At 47.7% G+C, this 20,555-nt stretch carries 20 protein-coding genes and 1 other annotated feature; of the genes, 14 read left to right on the forward strand and 6 right to left on the reverse strand.

Going from position 1 to position 20,555, the window contains the following annotated elements; translation table 11 throughout:
• Positions 1 to 60: 60 nt before the first annotated feature.
• The 3 genes from DHAF_RS10520 to DHAF_RS10530 all read right to left on the reverse strand — a co-directional run bounded on the left by DHAF_RS10520 (position 61) and on the right by DHAF_RS10530 (position 3,248).
• Complete coding sequence (locus DHAF_RS10520; RefSeq protein ID WP_015943859.1) at positions 61 to 1,065, reverse strand: HlyD family secretion protein; 1,005 nt, start codon at positions 1,063 to 1,065, stop codon at positions 61 to 63.
• A 442-nt stretch (positions 1,066 to 1,507) separates the two neighbouring features.
• Positions 1,508 to 2,524 (reverse strand): ABC transporter permease, encoded by a 1,017-nt coding sequence (locus DHAF_RS10525; protein WP_015943860.1) that lies wholly within the window; start codon positions 2,522 to 2,524, stop codon positions 1,508 to 1,510.
• Complete coding sequence (locus DHAF_RS10530) at positions 2,514 to 3,248, reverse strand: ABC transporter ATP-binding protein (RefSeq protein WP_015943861.1); 735 nt, start codon at positions 3,246 to 3,248, stop codon at positions 2,514 to 2,516. Before DHAF_RS10530 ends, DHAF_RS10525 begins: the two co-directional genes overlap by 11 nt.
• Before the next feature lie 237 nt (positions 3,249 to 3,485).
• On the opposite strand from DHAF_RS10530, the gene DHAF_RS10535 reads away from it, so the two are divergent.
• Complete coding sequence (locus tag DHAF_RS10535) at positions 3,486 to 4,091, forward strand: TetR/AcrR family transcriptional regulator (protein ID WP_015943862.1); 606 nt, start codon at positions 3,486 to 3,488, stop codon at positions 4,089 to 4,091.
• Positions 4,092 to 4,189: 98 nt separating this feature from the next.
• Here the strand turns inward: DHAF_RS10535 and DHAF_RS10540 are convergent, their stop codons facing one another.
• Positions 4,190 to 4,585 (reverse strand): pyridoxamine 5'-phosphate oxidase family protein, encoded by a 396-nt coding sequence (locus DHAF_RS10540; protein ID WP_015943863.1) that lies wholly within the window; start codon positions 4,583 to 4,585, stop codon positions 4,190 to 4,192.
• 130 nt (positions 4,586 to 4,715) lie between these two features.
• Between DHAF_RS10540 and DHAF_RS10545 the strand changes: the two genes are divergently transcribed.
• The 4 genes from DHAF_RS10545 (at position 4,716) to DHAF_RS10560 (ending at position 8,069) form a co-directional block, all read left to right on the forward strand.
• Positions 4,716 to 5,051, forward strand: a complete 336-nt coding sequence (locus tag DHAF_RS10545; RefSeq protein WP_015943864.1) for a winged helix-turn-helix transcriptional regulator — start codon at positions 4,716 to 4,718, stop codon at positions 5,049 to 5,051.
• A 223-nt stretch (positions 5,052 to 5,274) separates the two neighbouring features.
• A complete protein-coding gene (locus DHAF_RS10550; RefSeq protein WP_015943865.1) occupies positions 5,275 to 5,997 on the forward strand; it encodes a phosphatase PAP2 family protein in 723 nt (240 codons plus the stop codon).
• A 214-nt stretch (positions 5,998 to 6,211) separates the two neighbouring features.
• Positions 6,212 to 7,477, forward strand: a complete 1,266-nt coding sequence (locus DHAF_RS10555) for a 4Fe-4S dicluster domain-containing protein (protein ID WP_015943866.1) — start codon at positions 6,212 to 6,214, stop codon at positions 7,475 to 7,477.
• A 52-nt stretch (positions 7,478 to 7,529) separates the two neighbouring features.
• On the forward strand, positions 7,530 to 8,069 hold the full coding sequence (locus tag DHAF_RS10560) for a GNAT family N-acetyltransferase (protein ID WP_015943867.1): 540 nt from the start codon (positions 7,530 to 7,532) through the stop codon (positions 8,067 to 8,069).
• Positions 8,070 to 8,150: 81 nt separating this feature from the next.
• On the opposite strand, the gene DHAF_RS10565 is transcribed toward DHAF_RS10560, so the two are convergent.
• On the reverse strand, positions 8,151 to 8,636 hold the full coding sequence (locus tag DHAF_RS10565) for a CarD family transcriptional regulator (protein ID WP_005814184.1): 486 nt from the start codon (positions 8,634 to 8,636) through the stop codon (positions 8,151 to 8,153).
• Positions 8,637 to 8,888: 252 nt separating this feature from the next.
• On the opposite strand from DHAF_RS10565, the gene DHAF_RS10570 reads away from it, so the two are divergent.
• Positions 8,889 to 9,872, forward strand: a complete 984-nt coding sequence (locus DHAF_RS10570) for a uroporphyrinogen decarboxylase family protein (RefSeq protein WP_005814186.1) — start codon at positions 8,889 to 8,891, stop codon at positions 9,870 to 9,872.
• Positions 9,873 to 10,007: 135 nt separating this feature from the next.
• Here the strand turns inward: DHAF_RS10570 and DHAF_RS10575 are convergent, their stop codons facing one another.
• Positions 10,008 to 10,985 carry a helix-turn-helix domain-containing protein gene (locus DHAF_RS10575; protein WP_015943868.1) on the reverse strand — a complete coding sequence of 326 codons (978 nt, stop codon included), beginning with the start codon at positions 10,983 to 10,985 and terminating at the stop codon, positions 10,008 to 10,010.
• Positions 10,986 to 11,172: 187 nt separating this feature from the next.
• Between DHAF_RS10575 and DHAF_RS10580 the strand changes: the two genes are divergently transcribed.
• The 8 genes from DHAF_RS10580 to DHAF_RS10615 all read left to right on the forward strand — a co-directional run bounded on the left by DHAF_RS10580 (position 11,173) and on the right by DHAF_RS10615 (position 20,284).
• Positions 11,173 to 12,966, forward strand: a complete 1,794-nt coding sequence (locus tag DHAF_RS10580; protein ID WP_015943869.1) for an ABC transporter ATP-binding protein — start codon at positions 11,173 to 11,175, stop codon at positions 12,964 to 12,966.
• A 12-nt stretch (positions 12,967 to 12,978) separates the two neighbouring features.
• Positions 12,979 to 14,715, forward strand: coding sequence for an ABC transporter ATP-binding protein (locus tag DHAF_RS10585; RefSeq protein WP_015943870.1), 1,737 nt, complete (start codon positions 12,979 to 12,981; stop codon positions 14,713 to 14,715).
• A gap of 44 nt (positions 14,716 to 14,759) precedes the next feature.
• On the forward strand, positions 14,760 to 16,013 hold the full coding sequence (locus DHAF_RS10590) for an alpha/beta hydrolase (protein WP_015943871.1): 1,254 nt from the start codon (positions 14,760 to 14,762) through the stop codon (positions 16,011 to 16,013).
• Positions 16,014 to 16,309: 296 nt separating this feature from the next.
• Entirely contained in the window at positions 16,310 to 16,660 is a 351-nt protein-coding gene (locus DHAF_RS10595) for an ArsR/SmtB family transcription factor (protein ID WP_005814195.1), read from the forward strand.
• 15 nt (positions 16,661 to 16,675) lie between these two features.
• Positions 16,676 to 17,383, forward strand: coding sequence for a nitroreductase family protein (locus tag DHAF_RS10600; protein WP_015943872.1), 708 nt, complete (start codon positions 16,676 to 16,678; stop codon positions 17,381 to 17,383).
• Between the two features lie 83 nt (positions 17,384 to 17,466).
• Positions 17,467 to 17,967: a flavodoxin family protein gene (locus tag DHAF_RS10605; protein WP_015943873.1), complete on the forward strand. Its 501-nt coding sequence runs from the start codon at positions 17,467 to 17,469 to the stop codon at positions 17,965 to 17,967.
• Positions 17,961 to 18,602, forward strand: coding sequence for an NADPH-dependent FMN reductase family protein (locus DHAF_RS10610; RefSeq protein WP_005814201.1), 642 nt, complete (start codon positions 17,961 to 17,963; stop codon positions 18,600 to 18,602). Before DHAF_RS10605 ends, DHAF_RS10610 begins: the two co-directional genes overlap by 7 nt.
• Positions 18,603 to 18,931: 329 nt before the next feature.
• Positions 18,932 to 20,284, forward strand: coding sequence for an IS4-like element ISDha5 family transposase (locus DHAF_RS10615; protein WP_005808317.1), 1,353 nt, complete (start codon positions 18,932 to 18,934; stop codon positions 20,282 to 20,284).
• Between the two features lie 19 nt (positions 20,285 to 20,303).
• Positions 20,304 to 20,552, forward strand: a binding site (T-box leader).
• The last annotated feature ends 3 nt before the right edge of the window (positions 20,553 to 20,555 follow it).

A 20,555-nucleotide genomic window follows, 5' to 3' on the forward strand; every position in this document is an offset into this window, starting at 1 on the left:
AGCATGGGTTTAAGGCACTGTGAAGCTGGCATTTCTTTAGGGCACTTTTAGCGAAGTCAATCACTGGGGAATGATGATTTCCGCTTTTTCACCAATTTTTAAGGGGATTTCGGGAGTCAGGTTAACTTTGATCTTCATGCTTTCCTTATTCTTATTGGCAGAGGTCTGCATGTCTTTGGGGGTATACTGGGCCTTCACATCGATAAAGCTGACGGTTCCTTCATATTCCTTCTCTCCCCAGCGGATGACGACCTTTTGTCCGTGGCTTAGTTTCGGCAGAGATTCTTTGGGCATATAAGCTACCAGGTGTTTCTCTGTTTCAGAAGCGATATCGACGAGATTAAATCCGGGGGAGATCATATTTCCGGGCAGATAATTCCTGCTGATCACCGTTCCGTCCTGAAGAGCGTGCAGGGTGTATTTGCTTAAATTATCCTTGGTCTGGCGGATTTGCACTTCCGTCAAAGCCAGATCAGCCTGAGCCGCGTCTATTTTTTCCTGGGGGGTGCCTTTCTGGATTAAGGCTAATTGCCGGCGGGCATTATCCAATTGGATGGCGGCCGTGGATACCGCAGCTTCGGCTAAATTCGCCTGGTATTTGATTTTATCCAGTTCGGACTGGGCCAGAGCGCCGGCTTCCTGCAGAACCTGAGCATCTTCATAATCCTTTTTGGTCCGCTCTTGGGTCAGCTGAGCATTTGCCGAGGCTATTTCCGCTAAAGCGACATTATTCTGTCGCTGCTTCACTTCCTCAGGGTCCGCTCCTGCCGTCAATTCAGCCAAAACCGCCTGTTTTCTGGCCAGGGCCTGCTCCAACTGCTCCAGAGCATACCGCTCATTGCTGTCATCCAGCACTGCCAGAATGTCACCGGCTTTGACTGACTGGCCAAGCTCCACATTCAGTTGACTGATTTTCCCGGACACTTCGCTGTAATGGGCGTAGATGCCCGTTTCCGCGATGCCGGTCAAGACCAGGCCCGATGGGGAAGAACAGCCGGATGCGGTTAAGATGAACCCGATCAGGCCTAGGAATAAGAAGCCGAAGCTTATGGGTCTTTTTTGCATAACCCAATTTCCTCCTCAGTTAGATTAAGTTTGCAGACATTAGCTGTCTTATAGGAAGGGCCGATGGAGTAGTCTCCAGGATTTTGCTTTCGCACTTGTTCTCAATAGCGGGTTGGAAACGTCCTGTTTCCAACCCGACTCCGCTGCGTGCTTTTCGCGAAGTTTTGTTTCCGCTCGCTTAAATTCGCTCCCTTTTGTAAAGTAAAATCCTTGGGCTGCTTTTCGGGCCCTGTAAGCGTAGCTTTACGCACAAAAGGGAACGGATTTAGCGAAAGGGCGGTCGGGTCAACGAGGCTTTCTTAACGTAGCGGAGCCATGGTTGACATGCAGAATGCAGCAAGGTTTGGCGCAGCTGTTAAGAAAGCGAGTTGACCAGCCCTGGAGCTACGGAGTGAGTGTTGTGCGTAAAGCTACACGATCCGGTCTGCTCCGGCTTCGCATCTTAGATCCTTCGGTATTTCTTCAGAAGCAGGGCATTCACCATCATAAACAGTACAGAGCAAGCCAGGATAATCCCTAAATCCCAGGCGATGGCGGCAAAGCCGCCGCCTTTGATCATCACTTCAGTCAGAGCATGGGCTATATAATAGAGAGGCATAAAGTGACCAACGACCTCCATCCCGGCAGGCAGATCAAACAAACCGGAGAAGAAGATCTGAGGGACGATCAGCACGGGGATAAATTGCATCATCTGAAACTCATTATTGGCCAGGGTGGAAGCCAGGATCCCCAAAGTCAGGGCGATCATGGCGGTGAGCAGGGTAATGAGCAGGATCAAAGCAAAGGAACCGACCATCATGACCTTGAGCACATAGACACAGTACCAGGAGATCAGGAAGGATTGCAGAACGGTAAAGAGGCCAAAGCCCAGAACATAGCCCACTACGATCTCCCAGCGCCGGACGGGAGTGGAAAGGAGTTTTTCCAAAGTTCCCGAAGTGCGCTCCTGCAGGAAGGAAATTCCCGATACCAAAAAGACAAAAAAGAAAATAATAAAACCGATTAAGGTGGCCCCGAAATTATCGAAGGTTGGCAAATCCTCCTGACCATAGACATAACTAACCTCCGACTTAAGATCCGGTCTGGAGAACAGAGCGGAGTTCTTGGCCTGCTCCAAAGCGGCCAGAGCGGCTTTAGCTTTAGCGGGATTGCTGCCGTCCACTTTGATGGCGGATTTTCCGCCGCTGATGTCAATGCTGGCAATGATCTCTCCTTGCTCCAGGGCCCGGCGGGCTTCACTCTCGCTGTAGCGCAAGCTTCTGACATTCAGTTCCTCAAGTTTATCCTCAAACCCCGCCGGGGCATTGATAACGGCTACCTTCACCAGAGGAACGGTGTCCCCCAGAATAAAATAAACCAGAGTGAGGAGAAAAACAGGGGCCGCCAGCATCAAAGCCAGAGTGCGCCGATCATGGCGCAGTTGATTTAAGATCCGGAAGGTTAAAGCTCTAACTCTCATCCTGTTGTCCTCCATAATAGATGAAAGCTTCTTCGATGTCGTTGACACCGATCCTATCCTGCAGCTCCCGGGAAGTGCCCTTAGCGATCAGGCGTCCATCCCGCATCATAGCAAGGCTGTGGCATTTATCCGCTTCATCCATGACATGGGTTGTGACCAGGATCGTAATCCCTTGCCTGGCCAAGGTGTTTAATTCCGCCCAGATCGTTCTCCTTAAAAGTGGGTCGATCCCTACCGTAGGTTCATCCAAAACCAGCACCGGCGGGTTGTGCATAACAGCCATAGCCAGGGAAAGCCGCCGTTTCATTCCGCCGGAAAAAGCCTGGACCGGTTTGTGGAGGTGTTCGGTAAGATTGACCAACTCCATGACTTCCGCCGTCCGTTTTTTGATCTCTCCCTTGCCCATGCCATAAATGGCCCCAAAAAACTGCAGATTTTCCGCTGCGGTTAAGGTACCATAGAGAGCATCGGACTGAGCCATATACCCTACCTTGTTCATTAAGCTCAGCCGGGGCATCCTTTCACCGAGGACATAGGCTTCGCCGGAAGTAGCTTCCAGTATCCCTGCAATTATTTTCACGATGGTGGTTTTGCCGCAGCCGGAAGGGCCCAGCAAGCCGTAGATATGGCCATAGGGAATTTCCAGGTCAATCTCTTTGAGGACATGCTTTTTGCCAAAGAATTTATTGACCTTACGCAAAACAATGCAATGCGGTTGCTCCATTGCTGTCCTCCTGAATTCATCTTAGTTATTGGACAGTGAGTTGATTATTTTCCTGATTCGATTATAATCAAATCAAAATGAGTCTTCAATAAACAAAATCAAGCATAATGACGGTTAGTGAACACTGGGCTTTAATATGTTCATTTATTAATTTAAGTAAGGACATTTTTAAGTAAGAATATTTTGTGTAGGGGATAGTTTAAGTAAGAGATATTTCAGGAAAGGGGAGATCAGGCTATGAATTCGACGGAAGACCGGCGCATTATCCGTACTAAAGAAGCAATTCGTGCCGCCTTAGTGACTCTAATCGAGGCAAAGGGTTTTGCCGCACTATCGGTTAAGGATATTACCACAAAAGCGAATATTAATCGGGGGACGTTTTACCTCCATTATAAGGATAAATTTGATCTGCTGGATCAGACTCTGGAAGAAGTGATCAAGGATATCGAAGGGATCATCCTGAAAATTACCGCACTTTCCACAGCGGATTTTGCCGATACCCGCATACCCACTGCTATAATTGTCAGGCTGTTCCAGTATGTCGATGACAATGCCGCCTTAATGCAAGCCATTATGGCGACCAAAGGAAATTATGCTTTGCAATCTAAAATGAAAAAATTAATGTGGAGCAATATCTTCGAAAAGAATTGCATCTCCTTAGTCAAAAGAGAAAAAATGCTGGTACCCGGTGAGTACCTGGCTTCCTATATAGCATCCGCCCATTTTGGCGTGATTCAGGAATGGCTGGACAGAGGAAGGCAGGAATCACCGGAGGAAATGGCCCGGATTCTGGTCAATATCACATTTCACGGCCCCCTCTTTGCAGCTGGAATTTTCTCTTAATAGTAAAACAAACGGCGGACCGGACTGTTGAACCGGCCGCCGTTTGTTAATGGTCTGCTTAATTATGGTCTGCTTGATTATAGAAGGCTAAAACGAGGCTAAAACGTAATCACTTTGGGAGCCTCTGTAAAAGAGGAGAAGGTAGCCGTGGCATCTTGCAGATAAAAGACGATGGTATTGTCATCATCGGCTTTATACCTTCCCTGCAGGGATGGGTAAGCATCCAGCATATGCTGCTTGGCTTCCAGGCGGTCATCCTCAACAGCGACCGCTGCCACACGAATCCATTTGCCGCCCTCCTGCACGCCGCAGATTTCGATCTTAGGGCTGGCTTTTAATTGTTTGTACACATCCTTGACCTTGCCGGTTTGAATATAGAGCTTGTCTTCGAAAATAGCGACGGTGCCGAAAGGGCGGACCCGGGGCTGATCCCCGTCTTGAGTGGCCAGGTAATAAGTTCCGCACTGTTTCAAAAATTCATAGACTTCCTGCATGCTGAATCCTCCGTTTCTTAGGGATTGACGTTTAATCCCCTTATCGTTATTATTGAACCATGATGGGATAGTTAGTTCAAGTACGATTATTTAGTATAGTAAGTATCTTTTGGGATACTAAGGAGGATTTATGGAAAAAGATTTATATGGAATTTGTCCCTATGTGACGGCGCAAAAACTGCTTACCGGGAAATGGACGCTGCTGATCATGTACCATTTAAGCCTTAAGACGATGCGTTTTAATGAACTGCAAAGAGCTCTCCCCAGTCTAACCCAGGCGACTTTGACCAAACAGCTGCGGATGATGAGTGACAACGGTCTGATTATCCGCACTGTCTATGATCAGATACCGCCCAAGGTCGAGTATTCCCTCAGCGATCTGGGGGAGCGGTTTCAGCCGGTTTTAAATGCCATTCAGGAGTGGGGAACCGAATATATCGATTTTTTGAAAAGCAAATCAAGTTAAAACTTCATATTTTAAAACGAGGTAGTTTAGCTTTATTCAAGAAAAATTTAATGAATTCCTAAGAATTCTTTAGCGTATTTTTAAGAACTAGGACCTATAATGCAGTTAGCAGGGTTACAGTGAAGCTTGATCAAGCATATTTTTTGGAAAAGCGTTTTTTACAGTTTGCGTACCTCTGCATAGAAAGAAAGTCTATGACTAAGTGAAAAGGAAGTTAAAAGAGATGCAAACTATCATTAAAAACCTCAGGCCTCTTAGTTACATGTTGTCCATTCCTATTTTGAATATTTTTTATGCTTTGCTCAATAATGCTGATCGCGGAGCTTATAGCCTGGTGACTGATTTAGATCAAACGATTCCTTTTTTAAAAGGGTTTATTGTGCCTTATATCATTTGGTATTTTTTCATTTTCGGAACCCTGGTTTATTTTTGCCTCAAGGATAAAAAGGTTTACTACCGGACCTTGTTGGCTTTTAATCTTGGCTTGCTGGCCTGTTACGGGATCTATTTTGTTTTCCAAACCCATGTTCCCAGGCCGGAACTCGTTGGCCATGATGTTCTGACGAAGCTGGTCGCGCTGATTTATAGTAAGGATCAGCCTTATAACGCCTTTCCAAGTATTCATGTCCTATCAACCTTTTTAATGGTTAAAGGGATCAATAAGTGCCAAAGTAAAAACTATCTGAATACATCTCTGGTCTATGTAAATGCGGTTCTGATCATTTTATCGACTCTCTTTGTCAAACAGCATGTCATGTTAGATGTCTTGGCAGCGATAGTATTGGGCAGTCTGCTTTTCGATCTGGTTTATAATGCTAATTGGGAGGAATTGCGGCTAAGTCTGAAGAAACCTTCTTTAGTAAGGAAGCCCTCTTTGATAAGGAGCCACTCTTTGGTAAGGAACCAATCTTTGGTGTTGATGGTGAAAAAGAAATCAGAGGTCTGAGGCCTTTGAAAATACAAAAATCCCCGCTGTTAGCGGGCATGCTTGTAATTCCATCCGGATACGCTATAATGGGTATAGGTGGAAATTAAAAGCTTGGCAGCACCTGTGTTGATTATGTGCGACTTGAGGAACAGAAGCTTGAGACAGAATGAAGCAGGCGCATGTGTAGGATAAAAACCTTGCATGCGCTTTTTGACATTAGGAAGGTGAATTGATGGGACATATTACAAGTAAAGATGCCTATAAGAATTTAGAAGAAAGAATCAACTGGTTTACACAAGGGGCTCCGCCCTCGGAAAGCCTGTATAAAATTTTGCAGGTTCTCTATACGGAAACTGAAGCCAAATGGGTGGCCCTGTTGCCGGTTCGTCCCTTTACGGCCAAAAAAGCAGCGAAAATCTGGCAGATCAGCGAAGGAAAAGCAGAAGCCCTTTTAGAGAATCTTTGCCAGAAGGCGTTGCTTGTGGATTCATTTTATAACGGGGTCCGTCAATTTGTCATGCCACCGCCTATGGCAGGGTTTATTGAATTTGCCTTGATGCGGACAAGAGGCGACATTGATCAGAAATACTTAAGTGAATTGTATTATCAGTATATGAATGTGGAAGAAGATTTTGTCAAGGACTTGTTTTTCGCAACGGAGACCCGTCTGGGGCGGGTATACGTGCAAGAGCCGGTTTTGACCAATAATAACACCATTCATATTCTGGATTATGAAAGAGCCAGCCATATTATTGAGGAAGCAACTCATATCGGCCTGGGAACGTGTTATTGCCGGCATAAGATGTCCCATACAGGCCAATCCTGTGCCATCGATGCCCCCTGGGATGTTTGTCTCACCCTTGGCAATGTTGCCCGCTCTCTTGCCGAACATGGGCAGCATGCCAGATTGATTGATAAGCAAGAGGCCATGGATGTATTGGAGCGCTCTTATGCAGCCAATCTGGTGCAAATGGGGGAAAATGTCCGCGAGGACCCGGCCTTTATCTGCAATTGCTGCGGTTGTTGCTGTGAAGCCTTGCAGGCAGCAAGAAAATTCAGCCCCATGCAGCCGGTGGCCACCACAAATTATCTGCCGAAGATTGCCCAGGAATGCATAGGCTGTGGCAAATGTGAAAAGGTATGCCCGGTCCTGGCAATCTCCATGTCAACCAACGCTGAGGGTAAGAAGGTAGCTCAGGTGGATCATGAGGTCTGTCTTGGTTGTGGGATATGTGTGCGCAGTTGTCCCAAAAAGGTCATTGAATTAGTGCGCAGAGAGGTTCAGGTCATCACGCCGGTCAACAGTACTCATCGCTTTGTCCTGCAAGCCATCGAAAAAGGAACCCTCCAAAATCTCATCTTTGATAACCAGGCATTTGCCAATCATCGGGCCATGGCGGCAGTACTTGGGGTTATTCTTAAATTACCGCCTTTAAAGCAGATGCTGGCCAGTAAACAGTTTAAATCCATTTATTTGGATAAATTGCTGTCAAAATAAAAGGCTGAAGGGCAAATAACGCAGGTCACTGCAATAGATAGGGAGAGAAAAGATGAACACCAATTTATTTCATTCATTGGCAGGTAAAGATATCTGCTTTAAGGCGCTGAGCACAAATGACGCTCAGGAGATCCATAATTATGCGGGAGATGAGGAGGTTGCCCGTTTTATCGGCTGGAATTTAATGCATACCTTGGCTGAAACCCGTGAGCACATTGCAACCATGATCAAACGGGAGGAGGCAGGCACTCATCTCTATGCCTCTATTGTCCTAAAATCAACCCAGGCAGTGATTGGGACGGCGATGATGTTTAACTTTAACGCCAAAGCGAATCATGCTGAAATAGGTTATGTTCTGCATAAAGAGCATTGGGGCAAAGGTTATGGCACAGAGAGCGTTGCCCTCATGACTGATTTTGCCTTAACCGTACTTAAGCTTCACAAAGTCCAGGCCGGTGTAGTGGATGCCAATCTTGGTTCAGCCCGGATTTTGGAAAAGAACGGATATGAGCTGGAGGGACGACTAAAAGACCACTATTTTATTGATGGTGAATATTATGATGCCTTGCTTTTCGGGAAGATTTTGAAGTGACGATAAAGGCCGGATTCGGTGGTCCACATAGCATAAGACTTAAAGAGACCATCCAACAATACTGTTGAGATGGTCTCTAACTTATACATTGATGACTTCATTCAGTAAATGAACGGCTTGCTCTTTGCAAACACCTCTGACCTGGATGAATTCACTGGTCAGGATTTGGAGGGCATTTTCCAACATGGCTTTATCTTCTGCGCTTAACTTCTTCACTTTGCTTTTTCGCATCAAATCACGGATTACTTCGGTGCCTTTGTAGATATCCCCTGTTTTTATCTTGGATTTATTCATATCCCGGCGATATCTTTGGTTGTTATCACTTAAGGGATCGGTCGTTCCATTATATAGGTCGTCGAGCACATGTTGTAAGACATCAGGCTTTACAACTTCCCGTATTCCTATATCATGAGTTCTTTCAATGGGAATCATGATCTTCAGTTTAATGTGAGGGATATTCAGGAAATAGTAAAACTGTTTTTTTCCTAAGACTTCCTTCTCTTTGATGGCCTCTATTATGCCTGCTCCATACAAAGGATAAAAAATCTTATCGCCAACTTGAAACAATGGCCTTCACCTCCTATGTGATCGTTGAACCTTTATTGAGCATACCATATATGATCATAGAACACAAATATTTTATTTTATCATATGATAAATATTTATGTCAATAATGATAAGGCTGGAAATTTGGAGGCATGTATCGAGCTATATAGACTAAAAAGTCAACCGCTTATTCAGAATTCAAAGAGGAATTATCCACCTGCTTGTTTAATAGCTATACTAAGGAAAGCTTAAAAACAAGGAGGATAGATTTGTATGTTGACAAAGCGTCAGAATTTATGGGAAACCTTAAAAGGCGGAAACCCGGACCGGTTTGTCAAGCAGTATGAGTTCATGAATCTCATCATGGAAGCCAGCGTAACGATGGCTGGTTTTCCCGCCCCGGGGCAGACTTCCAAAGCAGCCTGGGGAATAACCTGGATGTGGCCGGAAGGGCAAATCGGACCCTTTCCGGTACATGATGAGGAGCACAAGGTTTTAAAAGATATCACGGAGTGGAGAAAGTACGTCCAAGCGCCCGTGATCCCCACCGATGATGAAACCTGGGCCCCGGCTATCGCCCATGCCCAGGCTGTCGACCGCAATGAGGAATTTGTGACGATGATGGCTGCGCCGGGAGTGTTTGAAATGACTCATCACCTGATGAGTATGGAAGACGCATTAATGGCCTTATATGAAGAACCGGAAGCCATGCATGAACTGATCGACTACCTTACCGAATTCGAATTAGCATATGCCAAAACCGTCATCGAAAAAATCCATCCGGATGCTCTTTTTCATCATGACGATTGGGGCAGCCAGATCAATTCTTTCCTTTCTCCGGAAATGTTCAAAAAGTTTTTCCTCCCCGCCTATAAAAAAATCTATGGCTTCTATAAAGCCAATGGTGTGGAATTGATCGTCCACCACAGCGATTCCTATGCCGCTAACCTGGTTCCCTTTATGATTGAAATGGGAGTCGATATCTGGCAAGGGGTCATGACCACCAACAACACCCCTGAACTGATCGAGAAATATGGGGAGAAGATTACCTTCATGGGAGATATCGACAGCGGGTACCTTGATCTTCCTGACTGGCAGCCTGAACGGTGTGCGGAGGCAGTGGAGAGAGCTTGCCGGAGATGCGGCAAGCACTACTTTATTCCCTGTCTGACCATGGGGGGGCCGGATAGTATTTATCCCGGCGTCTATGCCCAGGTCAATCAGGAAATTGACAGAATGAGCCGGGAGATGTTCTGATCCCGCTGAATAGAAATACCATAAAAAATCGCCTTCTGCCGAGCATGAGGCGATTTTTTATGGTGCGCTCGGCATGGGTGGCAACAACAAGCCGAAATCTTAAAGCTGCACGGACGCGCTGAAGTAAAAGCCCTGTTACAACGCCGGGAAATGATGGCTCTGTTTACGCCATTCGGCAGGAGATACACCAGTGGATTTCGCAAAGGCCTGGCTGAAGCCGCGCATACTTTTATAGCCTATTTGCGCTGCGATTTGCTCAAGAGGCAAATCTTCTTTCATAAGTTCGATAGCCCTCTCGGTTCTTATCTGACGTAAATACTCATAAACCGTCGTCTTAAACACCTTCTTAAAGCCGGCCTTCAGCTTGAACTCGTTGAGGGCGACCATGCGTGAAAGTTCGGCAATGGAGGGCGGATTGTTGAGCTGTTTTCTCAAGATAGCAGGAACGCTGCGTATCTGCTGCATATCGAACTTGTTCAGCTTAACATGGGGCTGAGCGGATTCCGAATCACAAAGGGCGATCAGATGGGCGGCAATAGCATAAACCCTGCTTTTCGTAAACAGCCTTTTGGCGGTTTCTTTATAAGAGCAATGCAGAATTTCCGCAAGAATGGGGTAAAGGTCGTGCATGAAGGTTTGTTCGTCAAAGCTCTGAATTGTGTTCAGAACATCGAAATAATGATTGGCGCCGGTAGTGTCGGAACAAGTCTGAAAGAACTCTGGAAATAAAAAGATATTAACCGCGTGCAATGCCTTATCGGCTCTGCATACGCCATGGGTAATGCCGTCCGAAGGGAGGGAGCGGGTGGTCCGCCATGACTGAATGGCGGAGGCCTGCCCGTTGCTCATAGTGTCCCGGAAACTGTCGGTTTCAATATAGGCCATGCCGATATAGGCGTTTTCGTCCTGCACATAGGACATATCAATATCTTGCTTAGTTTGGGCATTGGTAATCCAGACTTGGAATCCCTCCTGCCCCTGGTACAATTCAAAGCTGCCTTCGCCAATCTCCGGCGGCAGTGTGTAGCAGATATAGCCGGCTCCCGCCGTTTTTTTCAAGCCGAAGGTTTGCTCTATATGGTCCATATAGTGATTGATGCCCCGAATCTCCACGGCAATTTGCCTCCCTTCTATAATAAAGTGAAACGAAAAGGAGCTTTTTCCGAACATACGGGAGTCATTGCCCCCATTTCATTGAAAACCATGGCCTGCTCCTCTATACTCGAATTGAGTTAGATGAAGCTAACTATAGTTTATACGAATCTGCTTAGAAATTCAATGAATAGAGGAGTGATGTATAATGTCTGATTCAACAAACAAAAAAACCGGCGATATCCGCTGGTTATTGCAGCTGGCTGAAACAAAGAAAGCCAACTTGCTCCTGGCCTGTTTGCTTTCCGTCTTCAGTGCGGCGCTGTCCTTTGCACCGTATGTTTGCGTGTATTTTATTCTTAGAGTCATCCTGGAAAACAGCGGAAACCTTGCAGGAATATCCTTCAGCTCCGTGGGCATTTACGCCTGGGTGGCACTGGGAACAGTCATCCTGGGACTTTTGTTTTCTTTCCTTTCGTCGGTTCTTTCCCATGGAGCCGCCTATAAAATCCTGTTTGAGCTGCGTATGAAATTTGCAGGGCACATTTCCCAGCTGCCCATGGGCTTTCATACCAGCAATTCGACGGGAAAGCTGCGTAAGCTGATGGATGAAAATGTGGAGAAGCTCGAACTCTTTATCGCCCACCAGCTCCCGGATGCAGTGGGTTCCTTAGCTTCTCCGGTCGTAATGCTGGTCGTATTATTCCTGTTCGACTGGAGAATGGGGCTGGCCTGCCTTGTACCCATCGTGCTGAGCTTTATGGCCCAGGCCGGCAGCTTAGCCAACCCCGAATCAAAAGAATTTATGGAGAGCTTCCAGGATTTGCAGGATAAAATGAACAGCTCGGCTGTGGAATATGTGCGGGGAATTTATGTGGTCAAGGCCTTCAATCAAACGGTGTTTTCTTTCCGCAAATTCCACGATACCATCCTGGCCTATAAGGACAGCGCCATCCGCTATACCCACTCGGTAAAAAACTCCTATTGCGCTTTCCTCGTCCTGCTCAATTCGGTGTTTCTGTTTCTGCTGCCGGTAGGAATCCTGATTGGCAGCCGCGCCGCCGATTACCAGGCCTTTGCCATAGCTTTCCTGTTCTACCTGATTTTCAGCATGGGCATTGCCGGGCCGGTGTCAAAGCTGATGTATGTGTTCGTGCAGGGTTTTATGGTATCGTCGAGCATCAAGCGGGTGCGGGGCGTATTTGATACGCCGGTACTCAGCGTTGGGGTGAATCGGGAAAAACCCCGGGGGAACGGCATTTCCTTTGAGCATGTTTTCTTCTCCTATAACAAAGACGATGCAAAGGGGACCCTCCATGATATCAGCTTCACGGCGGAGCCGGGGCAGGTGACGGCGCTGGTGGGGCCTTCGGGCAGCGGAAAAAGCACCATTGCTCAGCTTATCCCCCGGTTTTGGGATATTGACAGCGGCCAAATCGCTATAGGCGGCGTCAATATCACCGATATAGCCCTTGACGACCTGATGCAATCGGTCAGCTTTGTTTTTCAGGACGTCTTCCTTTTCCAGAAAAGTATTCTGGAAAACATTAAGATCGGCAATGAAACCGCCAGCGATGAGGATGCTGTGTGGGCGGCAAAGGCCGCCATGTGCCACGAATTTATCGAGCGCCTGCCGGATGGATACCATTCCGTATTGGGCAGCAAAGGCACTTACCTTTCGGGCGGGGAGCGCCAGCGCGTCGTCATCGCGCGGGCTATTTTGAAGAATGCTCCCATTGTCATACTGGATGAAGCCACCGCCTTTGCTGACCCGGAAAATGAACAGAAAATCCAGCTGGCTCTGGAAAAGCTGATGAAGCATAAAACCGTCATTGTCATCGCTCACCGCCTGTCCACCATCAAAAACGCCGATAAGATCATCGTCGTGGACGAGGGGCGGATCGCCGAACAAGGCACCCATGAGGAACTGATCCGATATGGCGCCAAGTACGGGCACATGTGGGACGTTTACAGCAAAGCCCTTAACTGGAAGCTGGCCTAAGGAGGGAATCACATGCTAAAAAAATTGCTTGCGCTGACGGATAAATCCCATAAAGAACTGAAAAAATCCATCCTGGCCTCGTTTCTCGCCCAGCTCAGCCTGTCATTGCCGGTCATGATCCTGATGATGACCTTTATCGAGATTCTGCAGCCCTTCTGGGGAGGGGAAGTGGAGTGGCCCAAGCTTTGGATTCTCGCCGCTGCTTCGGTGGTGGTTGTGGTGCTGGCTTTCATAGCCCATCGCTATGAATATGGGAAAACCTATGTGACCGCCTATGAAGCCGCCGAAGAAAAGCGCACCGGCCTTGCCGAGCATTTGCGGAAACTGCCCCTTTCCTATTTTGGCAAAAAAGATCTGACCGAAATCACCGTCAATATGATGAGCGACTGCGGCACCATCGAACAGAGCTTTTCCTCCATCATCCCCGCCTTTGGCGGAACCCTGATCAACTTGCTGTTCACCTGTGTGCTGCTGGCCGTTTTCGATTGGCGCATGGCCCTGGCTATTTTTATCAGCGTTCCCGTATCCTTCGGCTTTTTATTGCTTTGCCGGACCATGCATGACCGCATCGGGCGGGCTCATCTGCAGAGCAAGCTGGACGCCTCCGAACAGATGCAGGAATATCTGGAGGGTATTAAGGTCATTAAAGCCTTTGGTTTGGGTGGCGACAAATTTAAAAGCCTGGAAGAAGCTTACCGCCAACTGATGAAGATCAGCACAAAGACGGAAACGGTCAACGGCGCCCTAACCACCATCTCCATGATGATGCTGCGCTTTAGTATCCCGCTCACCATCTTCGTAGGGCTGAGCCTGGTCACGGCGGGGAGCTTGGATCTCCTTTACTTCCTCCTGTTCCTTATTTTCTCCAGCCGCATCTACACCAGCCTTTCCACCCCCTTGGCTTTATGGGGGGACTTGCTCTACTCCTTGCTTGCTATCAAACGGCTGCATGAGGTCTACGAAGAAACACCCATGGGGGGAAGTGATGGGGTGGTCTTGCAGCATTATACCATTGAGTTTGATCATGTCAGCTTCGGCTATCAGGAAGAAGCGGTGATCAAAGACATTAGCTTCTCCATTCCCCAGGGCAAGGTCACGGCGCTGGTGGGCCCTTCCGGCAGCGGGAAAAGCACCCTATCCAAGCTGATTGCCCGGTTTTGGAATGTGGACGCCGGCAGCATCCGCATTGACGGCACGGATATCCGCAAAATCGACCCGGAACGCCTGCTGACCTGGATATCCTTTGTGTTTCAGGATGTGGTTCTGTTCAATGATACCATCTACAACAATATTGCCATCGGCAAAAGCGGAGCAACCCGGGAGGAGGTTGAGGAAGCGGCCCGCCGCGCCAACTGCCATGATTTTGTCTCCCGGCTGCCTGAGGGGTACGATACCCTGGTCGGTGAAAACGGCAGCACTCTGTCGGGCGGGGAGCGGCAGCGCATTTCCATTGCCCGGGCCCTGCTCAAGGATGCCCCCATCATCCTGCTGGATGAAGCCACCGCTTCTCTCGATCCGGAAAATGAACTGGAGATCCAGGAAGCCCTCTCCCAGCTGATCAAGGACAAAACCGTGGTGGTCATCGCCCACAGGCTGCGCACCATAGCCGGGGCGGACAACATTGTGGTGCTGGAGAACGGGCGGATCGCCGAGCAGGGCTCCGGGCCGGAGCTCTTGCGGGCAGGGGGGCTTTATGCAAAGTTGTTCGGCATCCAGCAGGAAACAGCCGGATGGGCAGTCGAAGCGTGACGAAGGTTTGAGAAATAAACTACCTGCCGAAAGGGGAGCTTTTAATGGAAAATCCGGAAATAAAGAAAAGCCCTATCAAGCCCGGATTTTGGGCGGCTTTGGTCCTGACTTTCCTGGTTGCGATGCTGCTGACCATCATCCTGGAAAACAGATGGTATTCTTACGCCGTGACAGGAGGTGTGGCTTCCGCTCTGCTCACAATACGGATCAAGCTGTCTCCCCAAGGGCTTCGATATGGGGCAGTGTGGCTCCTCTGCCTCTGCCTGCTTGCCCTGTCCGTTGCTTTCGGGCGCAGCGCCTTATCCGTATCGTTAACCGGCGACCTGTTTAACAAAGGCTTTCGCGCCATCAACCATGTCTATGCCCGAAGCCATGGCAGTGCGATTTTTCATGATACCATGCTGAACGGACAGCGCGAACCCTATGATTTCGAAAGCTGGCAAGCCCCCCAAGGCTACCGGAACAGCAAAATATCCCTCAGCAACTCCAGCGGGTACTTGTTGACCAGGGATAACGGCAATCATAAAAAGGTCATCTATCAGCTCCATGGCGGGGGATATATCGGCGTGTTCAACAAGATATACAACGACAGGGCCCTCCAGTACTCCTCGTGCTATGACGGTGCCGATGTGTTTTCCCTGGATTACAGGACAGCCCCCGACCATCTTTATCCCGCCGCCTTGGAAGATGCCCTGGAAGGATACCAATGGCTGCTGGAACAAGGATACCCGGCAGACCAGATAATCCTGTGCGGGGATTCGGCGGGAGGAGGACTGGCCTTGGCCACAACCTTATATCTGCGTGATCATAATCAGGCTCTCCCTGAACTGCTGATTCTTTCTTCTCCTTGGGCCGATCTGGCCCAGACAGGAGAATCCTATTCAACCAATATTCAAAAGGACGCCTTTTTTGGACTGCCGGATGCTGATATGAAGCCACAATATCCTATTCCCATCCTGTACGCCGGTGACCATGATCTTCATGACCCGTACCTTTCCCCGGTTTATGCCGACTACGCCAATATGCCGCCCATGCTCATCCAGGCGGGAGGGGATGAAATACTTCTGAGCGACAGCCAAACAATCGCTGCCAAGGCGAAGGAAGCCGGCACAGAGGTGAAGTTTCTTACCTACGAAGGAATGTACCATGCTTTTTACATTGTTACACCTCACTTCAGAGAAGGGAAAGACGCCTGGGCGGAAATCGAACGCTTTATCAGGGAGCACGCATCATCTGGCCAATTCACCGAAAAGATAAAACTCCCGATCACCTTCACTCCTGAGAGAAGTACAGGATGAGCGGATAATTTTACAAGGCTGACGTCAAGCTGAGGGCAGATGCCGCTATCCATTGAGGAATTATGGAGAAACCACACACTGCGTCTCATGGCAGCGTCGGTATACTTTTTTGAACGATGGTTGATAATTTGGAGCATTTCTTGCGGAATGTCCAAATGTCAGCCGTCTTTTTTGCTTATTTAAGGTGTATTGGTCTTGAATTTCTTTCCCAATGTTGCATAGGGCTGAAGGCTGATTTATGATTTATATAAGGTTTATTGGTTCGAACGATTAAACGAGATTAAGAAGGTGTCTCTATGGACAAACACGAGCAGCTCCAGCTGATCAAAGAGGATTTCCTGAACTGTCAAAAACTCTTATTGGCTATTGGCGATGAAAACCGTCAGGCGATCCTGATGGTTTTGATGGAAACTACCTGCCAGACGGGCCTGCGTGTCGGTGAAATTACAGAGCAGGTCCATCTTTCCCGCCCTGCTGTTTCGCACCACCTGAAGATTTTGCGGGATGCGGGGATCATACTCATGCGGGAAGAAGGAGCGAAGAATTTTTACTATATCAATATGTCCGGTAAATTTGCATTGCTTAAGAACCTTGTCTTGCATATCGAAGATTTAATGCAAGAATTCTATTCAGGAAATGACGAATAATGGGGAGGTAATGTTATGTGGAGTGCCATGGAGAAGAGAATATCCCGGAGAAAGTTTGCCAAAGAGCCCATTACCGATCAGGAGAAAGAGAAAATCATTGCGCTTATTGACGAATTCAATGCAGCCTCCGGCTTGGCTATGACATTCCTGGCGGACGGAAGCCACGCCTTTCAGAAGTTAAGCAAGAGCTATGGTTTATTTACCAATGTGCGTTCACTGATAGTGATGAAAGGGAAAAAAGAACTCCAGGACTTGAAGGAAAAGCTGGGTTATTATGGAGAGGAGCTAGTTCTTGCTATCACTGATTTAGGCTTGGGAACCTGCTGGGTCGGGGGCACCTTCGATAAAGACGAACTCATGGCAGATGACGGCGAGGAATTGGTCTGTGTTGTTTTAGTAGGGAGAGTGGCCGCTCCCTCTCTGACAGAAAAAATGGTGCGGTCAGCTACCCATAGAAAAGTAAAGGCCATGGCAGAACGAATCATAAGCGATCAACCATTGCCTCAATGGACAGAAAACGGAATGAAAGCCGTACTGCTTGCCCCAAGTGCTAAAAACAGCCAAAAGGCAATGTTTAAGTATGAGAACAACAGTTTAAGCGCTGGAATTGCCGATGACTATGCCATGGATCTGGTTGATTTAGGGATTGCCAAGAAACATTTCGAGATCGGAGCAGGAGGAAAATTTGAATTTGGCAACGGTGGTGTTTTCCACTTAAGTTAGTATAATGAAGATAGATTCAAAGAAGATAGGTTAAATTGATTCACAGGATATAACTTAAAAACAGTATGGGGCGGTGGAAGGCTATGAGGTTGTTGATACATGATCTTGCTCAGGAAGAGCTGGATAAAATCAGACCCGGACTGGGCGGAGATACCAAAATCATCGCCAATAACGGCAGAATCCGGCACTGTATCGGCTGCTTTGGCTGCTGGGTCAAGACACCGGGGGCCTGTGTGATCCGGGACGAGTATGGTGATATGGGAGCGGATTTGGGGCACAGCAGTGAGCTGATCATTATCAGCCAATGCTTCTACGGCGGATACAGCCCGTTTGTCAAAAATGTCTTGGATCGGAGCATCTCCTATATTCATCCTTATTTTGTAATAAGAAACGGGGAGATGCACCACAGGCCCCGTTATGAGCAGCCCTTGGATTTGAGCGTTTGGTTTTATGGTGAGATCACGGAAAAAGAGCAACGGACGGCGGAGAAATTAGTTCGGGCCAATGCCGTTAATCTGAACTGTCAAAGGGTCAAGGTTTTTTTCATCCGGGAATTGGCCGAATTGGAGGGACAGTTATGCTGAAAATAGCCTTGATCAACGGGAGTCCCAAAGCCAAAAACAGTGCTTCAGAGGCTGTACTGCAGGCATTGCGGACTTTGGTGGAGGACAGTAAGATTACAGAATATGGTTTTCGCAAGCCCCAGCTGAGCCTTGAAGATCTGGAGCAGCTGGAAGAGCAGGATGTTTGGGTTTTGGCCTTCCCTCTATATGTGGACGGGATCCCTTCTCATCTGCTGAGCTGTTTGGCTCAGCTGGAGAATCACTTCAAAGCTAAAGCTCAGCCTGGGTCGGAGGTTGTGGTGTATTGTCTGGTGAACTGCGGTTTCTATGAGGGAGAGCAGTGCGGCCTGGCTTTGGAAATGGTGGAAAACTGGTGTGCGAGAGCAGGCCGGCAATGGGGGCAGGGCCTGGGCATCGGAGCGGGGGGAATGCTTCCGACGCTAAAGAATGTCCCGGCAGGGAGCGGGCCGAAGAAGAATCTGGGCAAAGCACTGCAAACCCTGGCTGCGAATATTGTTCACCGTACCGGCGGGGCTCCTGTTTTTATTACGGCCAACTTTCCCAGGTTTGCCTATAAATTTGCGGCGGAAGCGGGCTGGCGGCAGATGGTTAAGGCCAATGGGCTGAAGAAGGAGGAGTTGTTTCGGCGGAGGTAGGCATGTTCAGGATGTAGAGGGGAAGAAGTGAATGCTTTGGCAGAGTTGAAAAACGACACTGGTGACGAATTTCAGCTAAGGGAACTTCAGTTAAAGAGAATTTCAGCTGAAGAGCCCGGCACGATGCGAAACTTGATTTAAGGGCATAAAGCTGATAAACTATTTCTTAACATACTCAACTTTCGCAGCGCGAAAATCTGTTCAAACTCAGTCTACTACTGGATTAGGCTAAAAATATTTTGTTCATTGACAGAAAAACACCTTTCGAATTGGTAAAATGGAAGTGACCAAACAACCATAATTTCCAAAACAGAAAGGTGCGTATCTCCATGTTACAACACAACTCTCTGCCTGAACAGCATCAAAATCAGCTTTCTTTAATTTTTTCTTCCCTTAAGCTTAGTCAGCTGCTTCGAGCCGCTGGGATCCGCAAGTCCTATGGGGTTTCAAGCTTCGTTGTCTTCCAAATCATTTTCCAACTCGTTTTTCAAGGTCGAAATCTGTTTCGGCTGTTAGAAGGAAGCCGGGCAGAATCTCTTCCAGGTAAAGATGTTGTTTATCGGTTTCTCAATGACTCTCGGTATAACTGGAGGCGTTTTTACCAGTTACTCAGCCTCAAGATGGTCGGACGCTTTGAAAAGCTCACCTCTGCGCAGCGTATCCGTGTTTTTATCGTAGATGATTCTGTAATGGAGCGCGAACGAAGCAAGAAAGTTGAACTCTTAGCCCGAGTGTTTGACCATGTTTCGGGCCGCTTTGTTCGCGGTTACACCTTACTAACCTTGGGCTGGTCTGACGGGTTCAGCTTCGCACCCCTTGATTTTACATTGATGAGTTCTGCAAAAGCTAAAAATCGTCTTTGTGAAATGAGAGAGGACTTAGACAAACGCTCCGTAGGCTATAAGCGTCGCCTGGAAGCGATGAGCCCTAAACCGGACACCGTGGTTCAAATGCTTGAACGAGCTCTCAAAGCCGGATTCTCAGCGGATTACGTCCTAATGGATAGTTGGTTTACCCATGCTCCACTTTTGCAAAAGCTAAGGGATAAGGAGCTTCACGTTATTGGAATGGTTAAAGAACTTAAGCAGCGTTATCTCTTTGAAGGAAAATCACTCAGTTTACGAGAGCTCTACGCGAGAGTCCCAAAGAACCCGAAAGCAGAAATACTGGGTTCAGTGCGTGTTCATACCCCTTCAGGCTTAGCTTTAAAAGTTGTTTTCGTCCAGAATCGAAACAACCGAAGAGAGTGGTTAGCGATCTTAACCACCGATCTTTCCTTAGAAACTACTGAAGTCGTAAGAATTTACGGGATGCGTTGGAGTATCGAAACGTTTTTCAAAATGGCCAAATCGCATTTGAAGCTAGGAACTGAATTTCAGGGCCGATCCTTCGATATGATGGTTAGTCACACAACCATAGTCTTTACCCGTTACCTCATCCTGGAGTGGGAACGAAGAGAAAACAATGATGAACGCTCTCTTGGGGGACTCTTTTATCTTTTTGCTGATGAGGTTATGGATTTAGACTTGAAAACAGCACTACGTCAGTTAATGACGTTTGTTCTTAATCTACTACCCAATAAACCAGAGAATAACGAATCACTCAGTCAATTACAAAAGTGGATTGCTGCATTACCCAGTTATATCAAGGCTCTATTCCCTCAACTGGGGTGCGAAAGTTGAGTTAACATATAAATAATGATGAAAAGCAATGACAGAGAAGAGTAAATAGTTAGGAAGCCTCAGAGAGCTGATGGTTGGTGAGAATCAGCGCGGAATAACTATGGAATGGCCTCTTGAGCAGCAACCCGAACTAGCAGTAGGAGTTGACGTGATCATCCACACGTTACAAAGGTGCCGTATGATTCAGTATGGAAAGAGTGTTTAATATGTGGCAATAGGCAATATATTAAACAAATATGGGTGGCACCACGGTCCAATCGTCCCTTGAGGA

The organism is Desulfitobacterium hafniense DCB-2, from assembly GCF_000021925.1.
Lineage (GTDB): Bacteria > Bacillota > Desulfitobacteriia > Desulfitobacteriales > Desulfitobacteriaceae > Desulfitobacterium > Desulfitobacterium hafniense.

What these genes read in the sequence shown, in the direction of transcription:
- DHAF_RS10520 (WP_015943859.1), bottom strand. Translation starts at nt 1,065, where the DNA reads ATGCAAAAAAGACCCATAAGCTTCGGCTTCTTATTCCTAGGCCTGATC.
- DHAF_RS10525 (WP_015943860.1), bottom strand. Translation starts at nt 2,524, where the DNA reads ATGAGAGTTAGAGCTTTAACCTTCCGGATCTTAAATCAACTGCGCCAT.
- DHAF_RS10530 (WP_015943861.1), bottom strand. Translation starts at nt 3,248, where the DNA reads ATGGAGCAACCGCATTGCATTGTTTTGCGTAAGGTCAATAAATTCTTT.
- DHAF_RS10535 (WP_015943862.1), top strand. Translation starts at nt 3,486, where the DNA reads ATGAATTCGACGGAAGACCGGCGCATTATCCGTACTAAAGAAGCAATT.
- DHAF_RS10540 (WP_015943863.1), bottom strand. Translation starts at nt 4,585, where the DNA reads ATGCAGGAAGTCTATGAATTTTTGAAACAGTGCGGAACTTATTACCTG.
- DHAF_RS10545 (WP_015943864.1), top strand. Translation starts at nt 4,716, where the DNA reads ATGGAAAAAGATTTATATGGAATTTGTCCCTATGTGACGGCGCAAAAA.
- DHAF_RS10550 (WP_015943865.1), top strand. Translation starts at nt 5,275, where the DNA reads ATGCAAACTATCATTAAAAACCTCAGGCCTCTTAGTTACATGTTGTCC.
- DHAF_RS10555 (WP_015943866.1), top strand. Translation starts at nt 6,212, where the DNA reads ATGGGACATATTACAAGTAAAGATGCCTATAAGAATTTAGAAGAAAGA.
- DHAF_RS10560 (WP_015943867.1), top strand. Translation starts at nt 7,530, where the DNA reads ATGAACACCAATTTATTTCATTCATTGGCAGGTAAAGATATCTGCTTT.
- DHAF_RS10570 (WP_005814186.1), top strand. Translation starts at nt 8,889, where the DNA reads ATGTTGACAAAGCGTCAGAATTTATGGGAAACCTTAAAAGGCGGAAAC.
- DHAF_RS10580 (WP_015943869.1), top strand. Translation starts at nt 11,173, where the DNA reads ATGTCTGATTCAACAAACAAAAAAACCGGCGATATCCGCTGGTTATTG.
- DHAF_RS10585 (WP_015943870.1), top strand. Translation starts at nt 12,979, where the DNA reads ATGCTAAAAAAATTGCTTGCGCTGACGGATAAATCCCATAAAGAACTG.
- DHAF_RS10590 (WP_015943871.1), top strand. Translation starts at nt 14,760, where the DNA reads ATGGAAAATCCGGAAATAAAGAAAAGCCCTATCAAGCCCGGATTTTGG.
- DHAF_RS10595 (WP_005814195.1), top strand. Translation starts at nt 16,310, where the DNA reads ATGGACAAACACGAGCAGCTCCAGCTGATCAAAGAGGATTTCCTGAAC.
- DHAF_RS10600 (WP_015943872.1), top strand. Translation starts at nt 16,676, where the DNA reads ATGTGGAGTGCCATGGAGAAGAGAATATCCCGGAGAAAGTTTGCCAAA.
- DHAF_RS10605 (WP_015943873.1), top strand. Translation starts at nt 17,467, where the DNA reads ATGAGGTTGTTGATACATGATCTTGCTCAGGAAGAGCTGGATAAAATC.
- DHAF_RS10610 (WP_005814201.1), top strand. Translation starts at nt 17,961, where the DNA reads ATGCTGAAAATAGCCTTGATCAACGGGAGTCCCAAAGCCAAAAACAGT.
- DHAF_RS10615 (WP_005808317.1), top strand. Translation starts at nt 18,932, where the DNA reads ATGTTACAACACAACTCTCTGCCTGAACAGCATCAAAATCAGCTTTCT.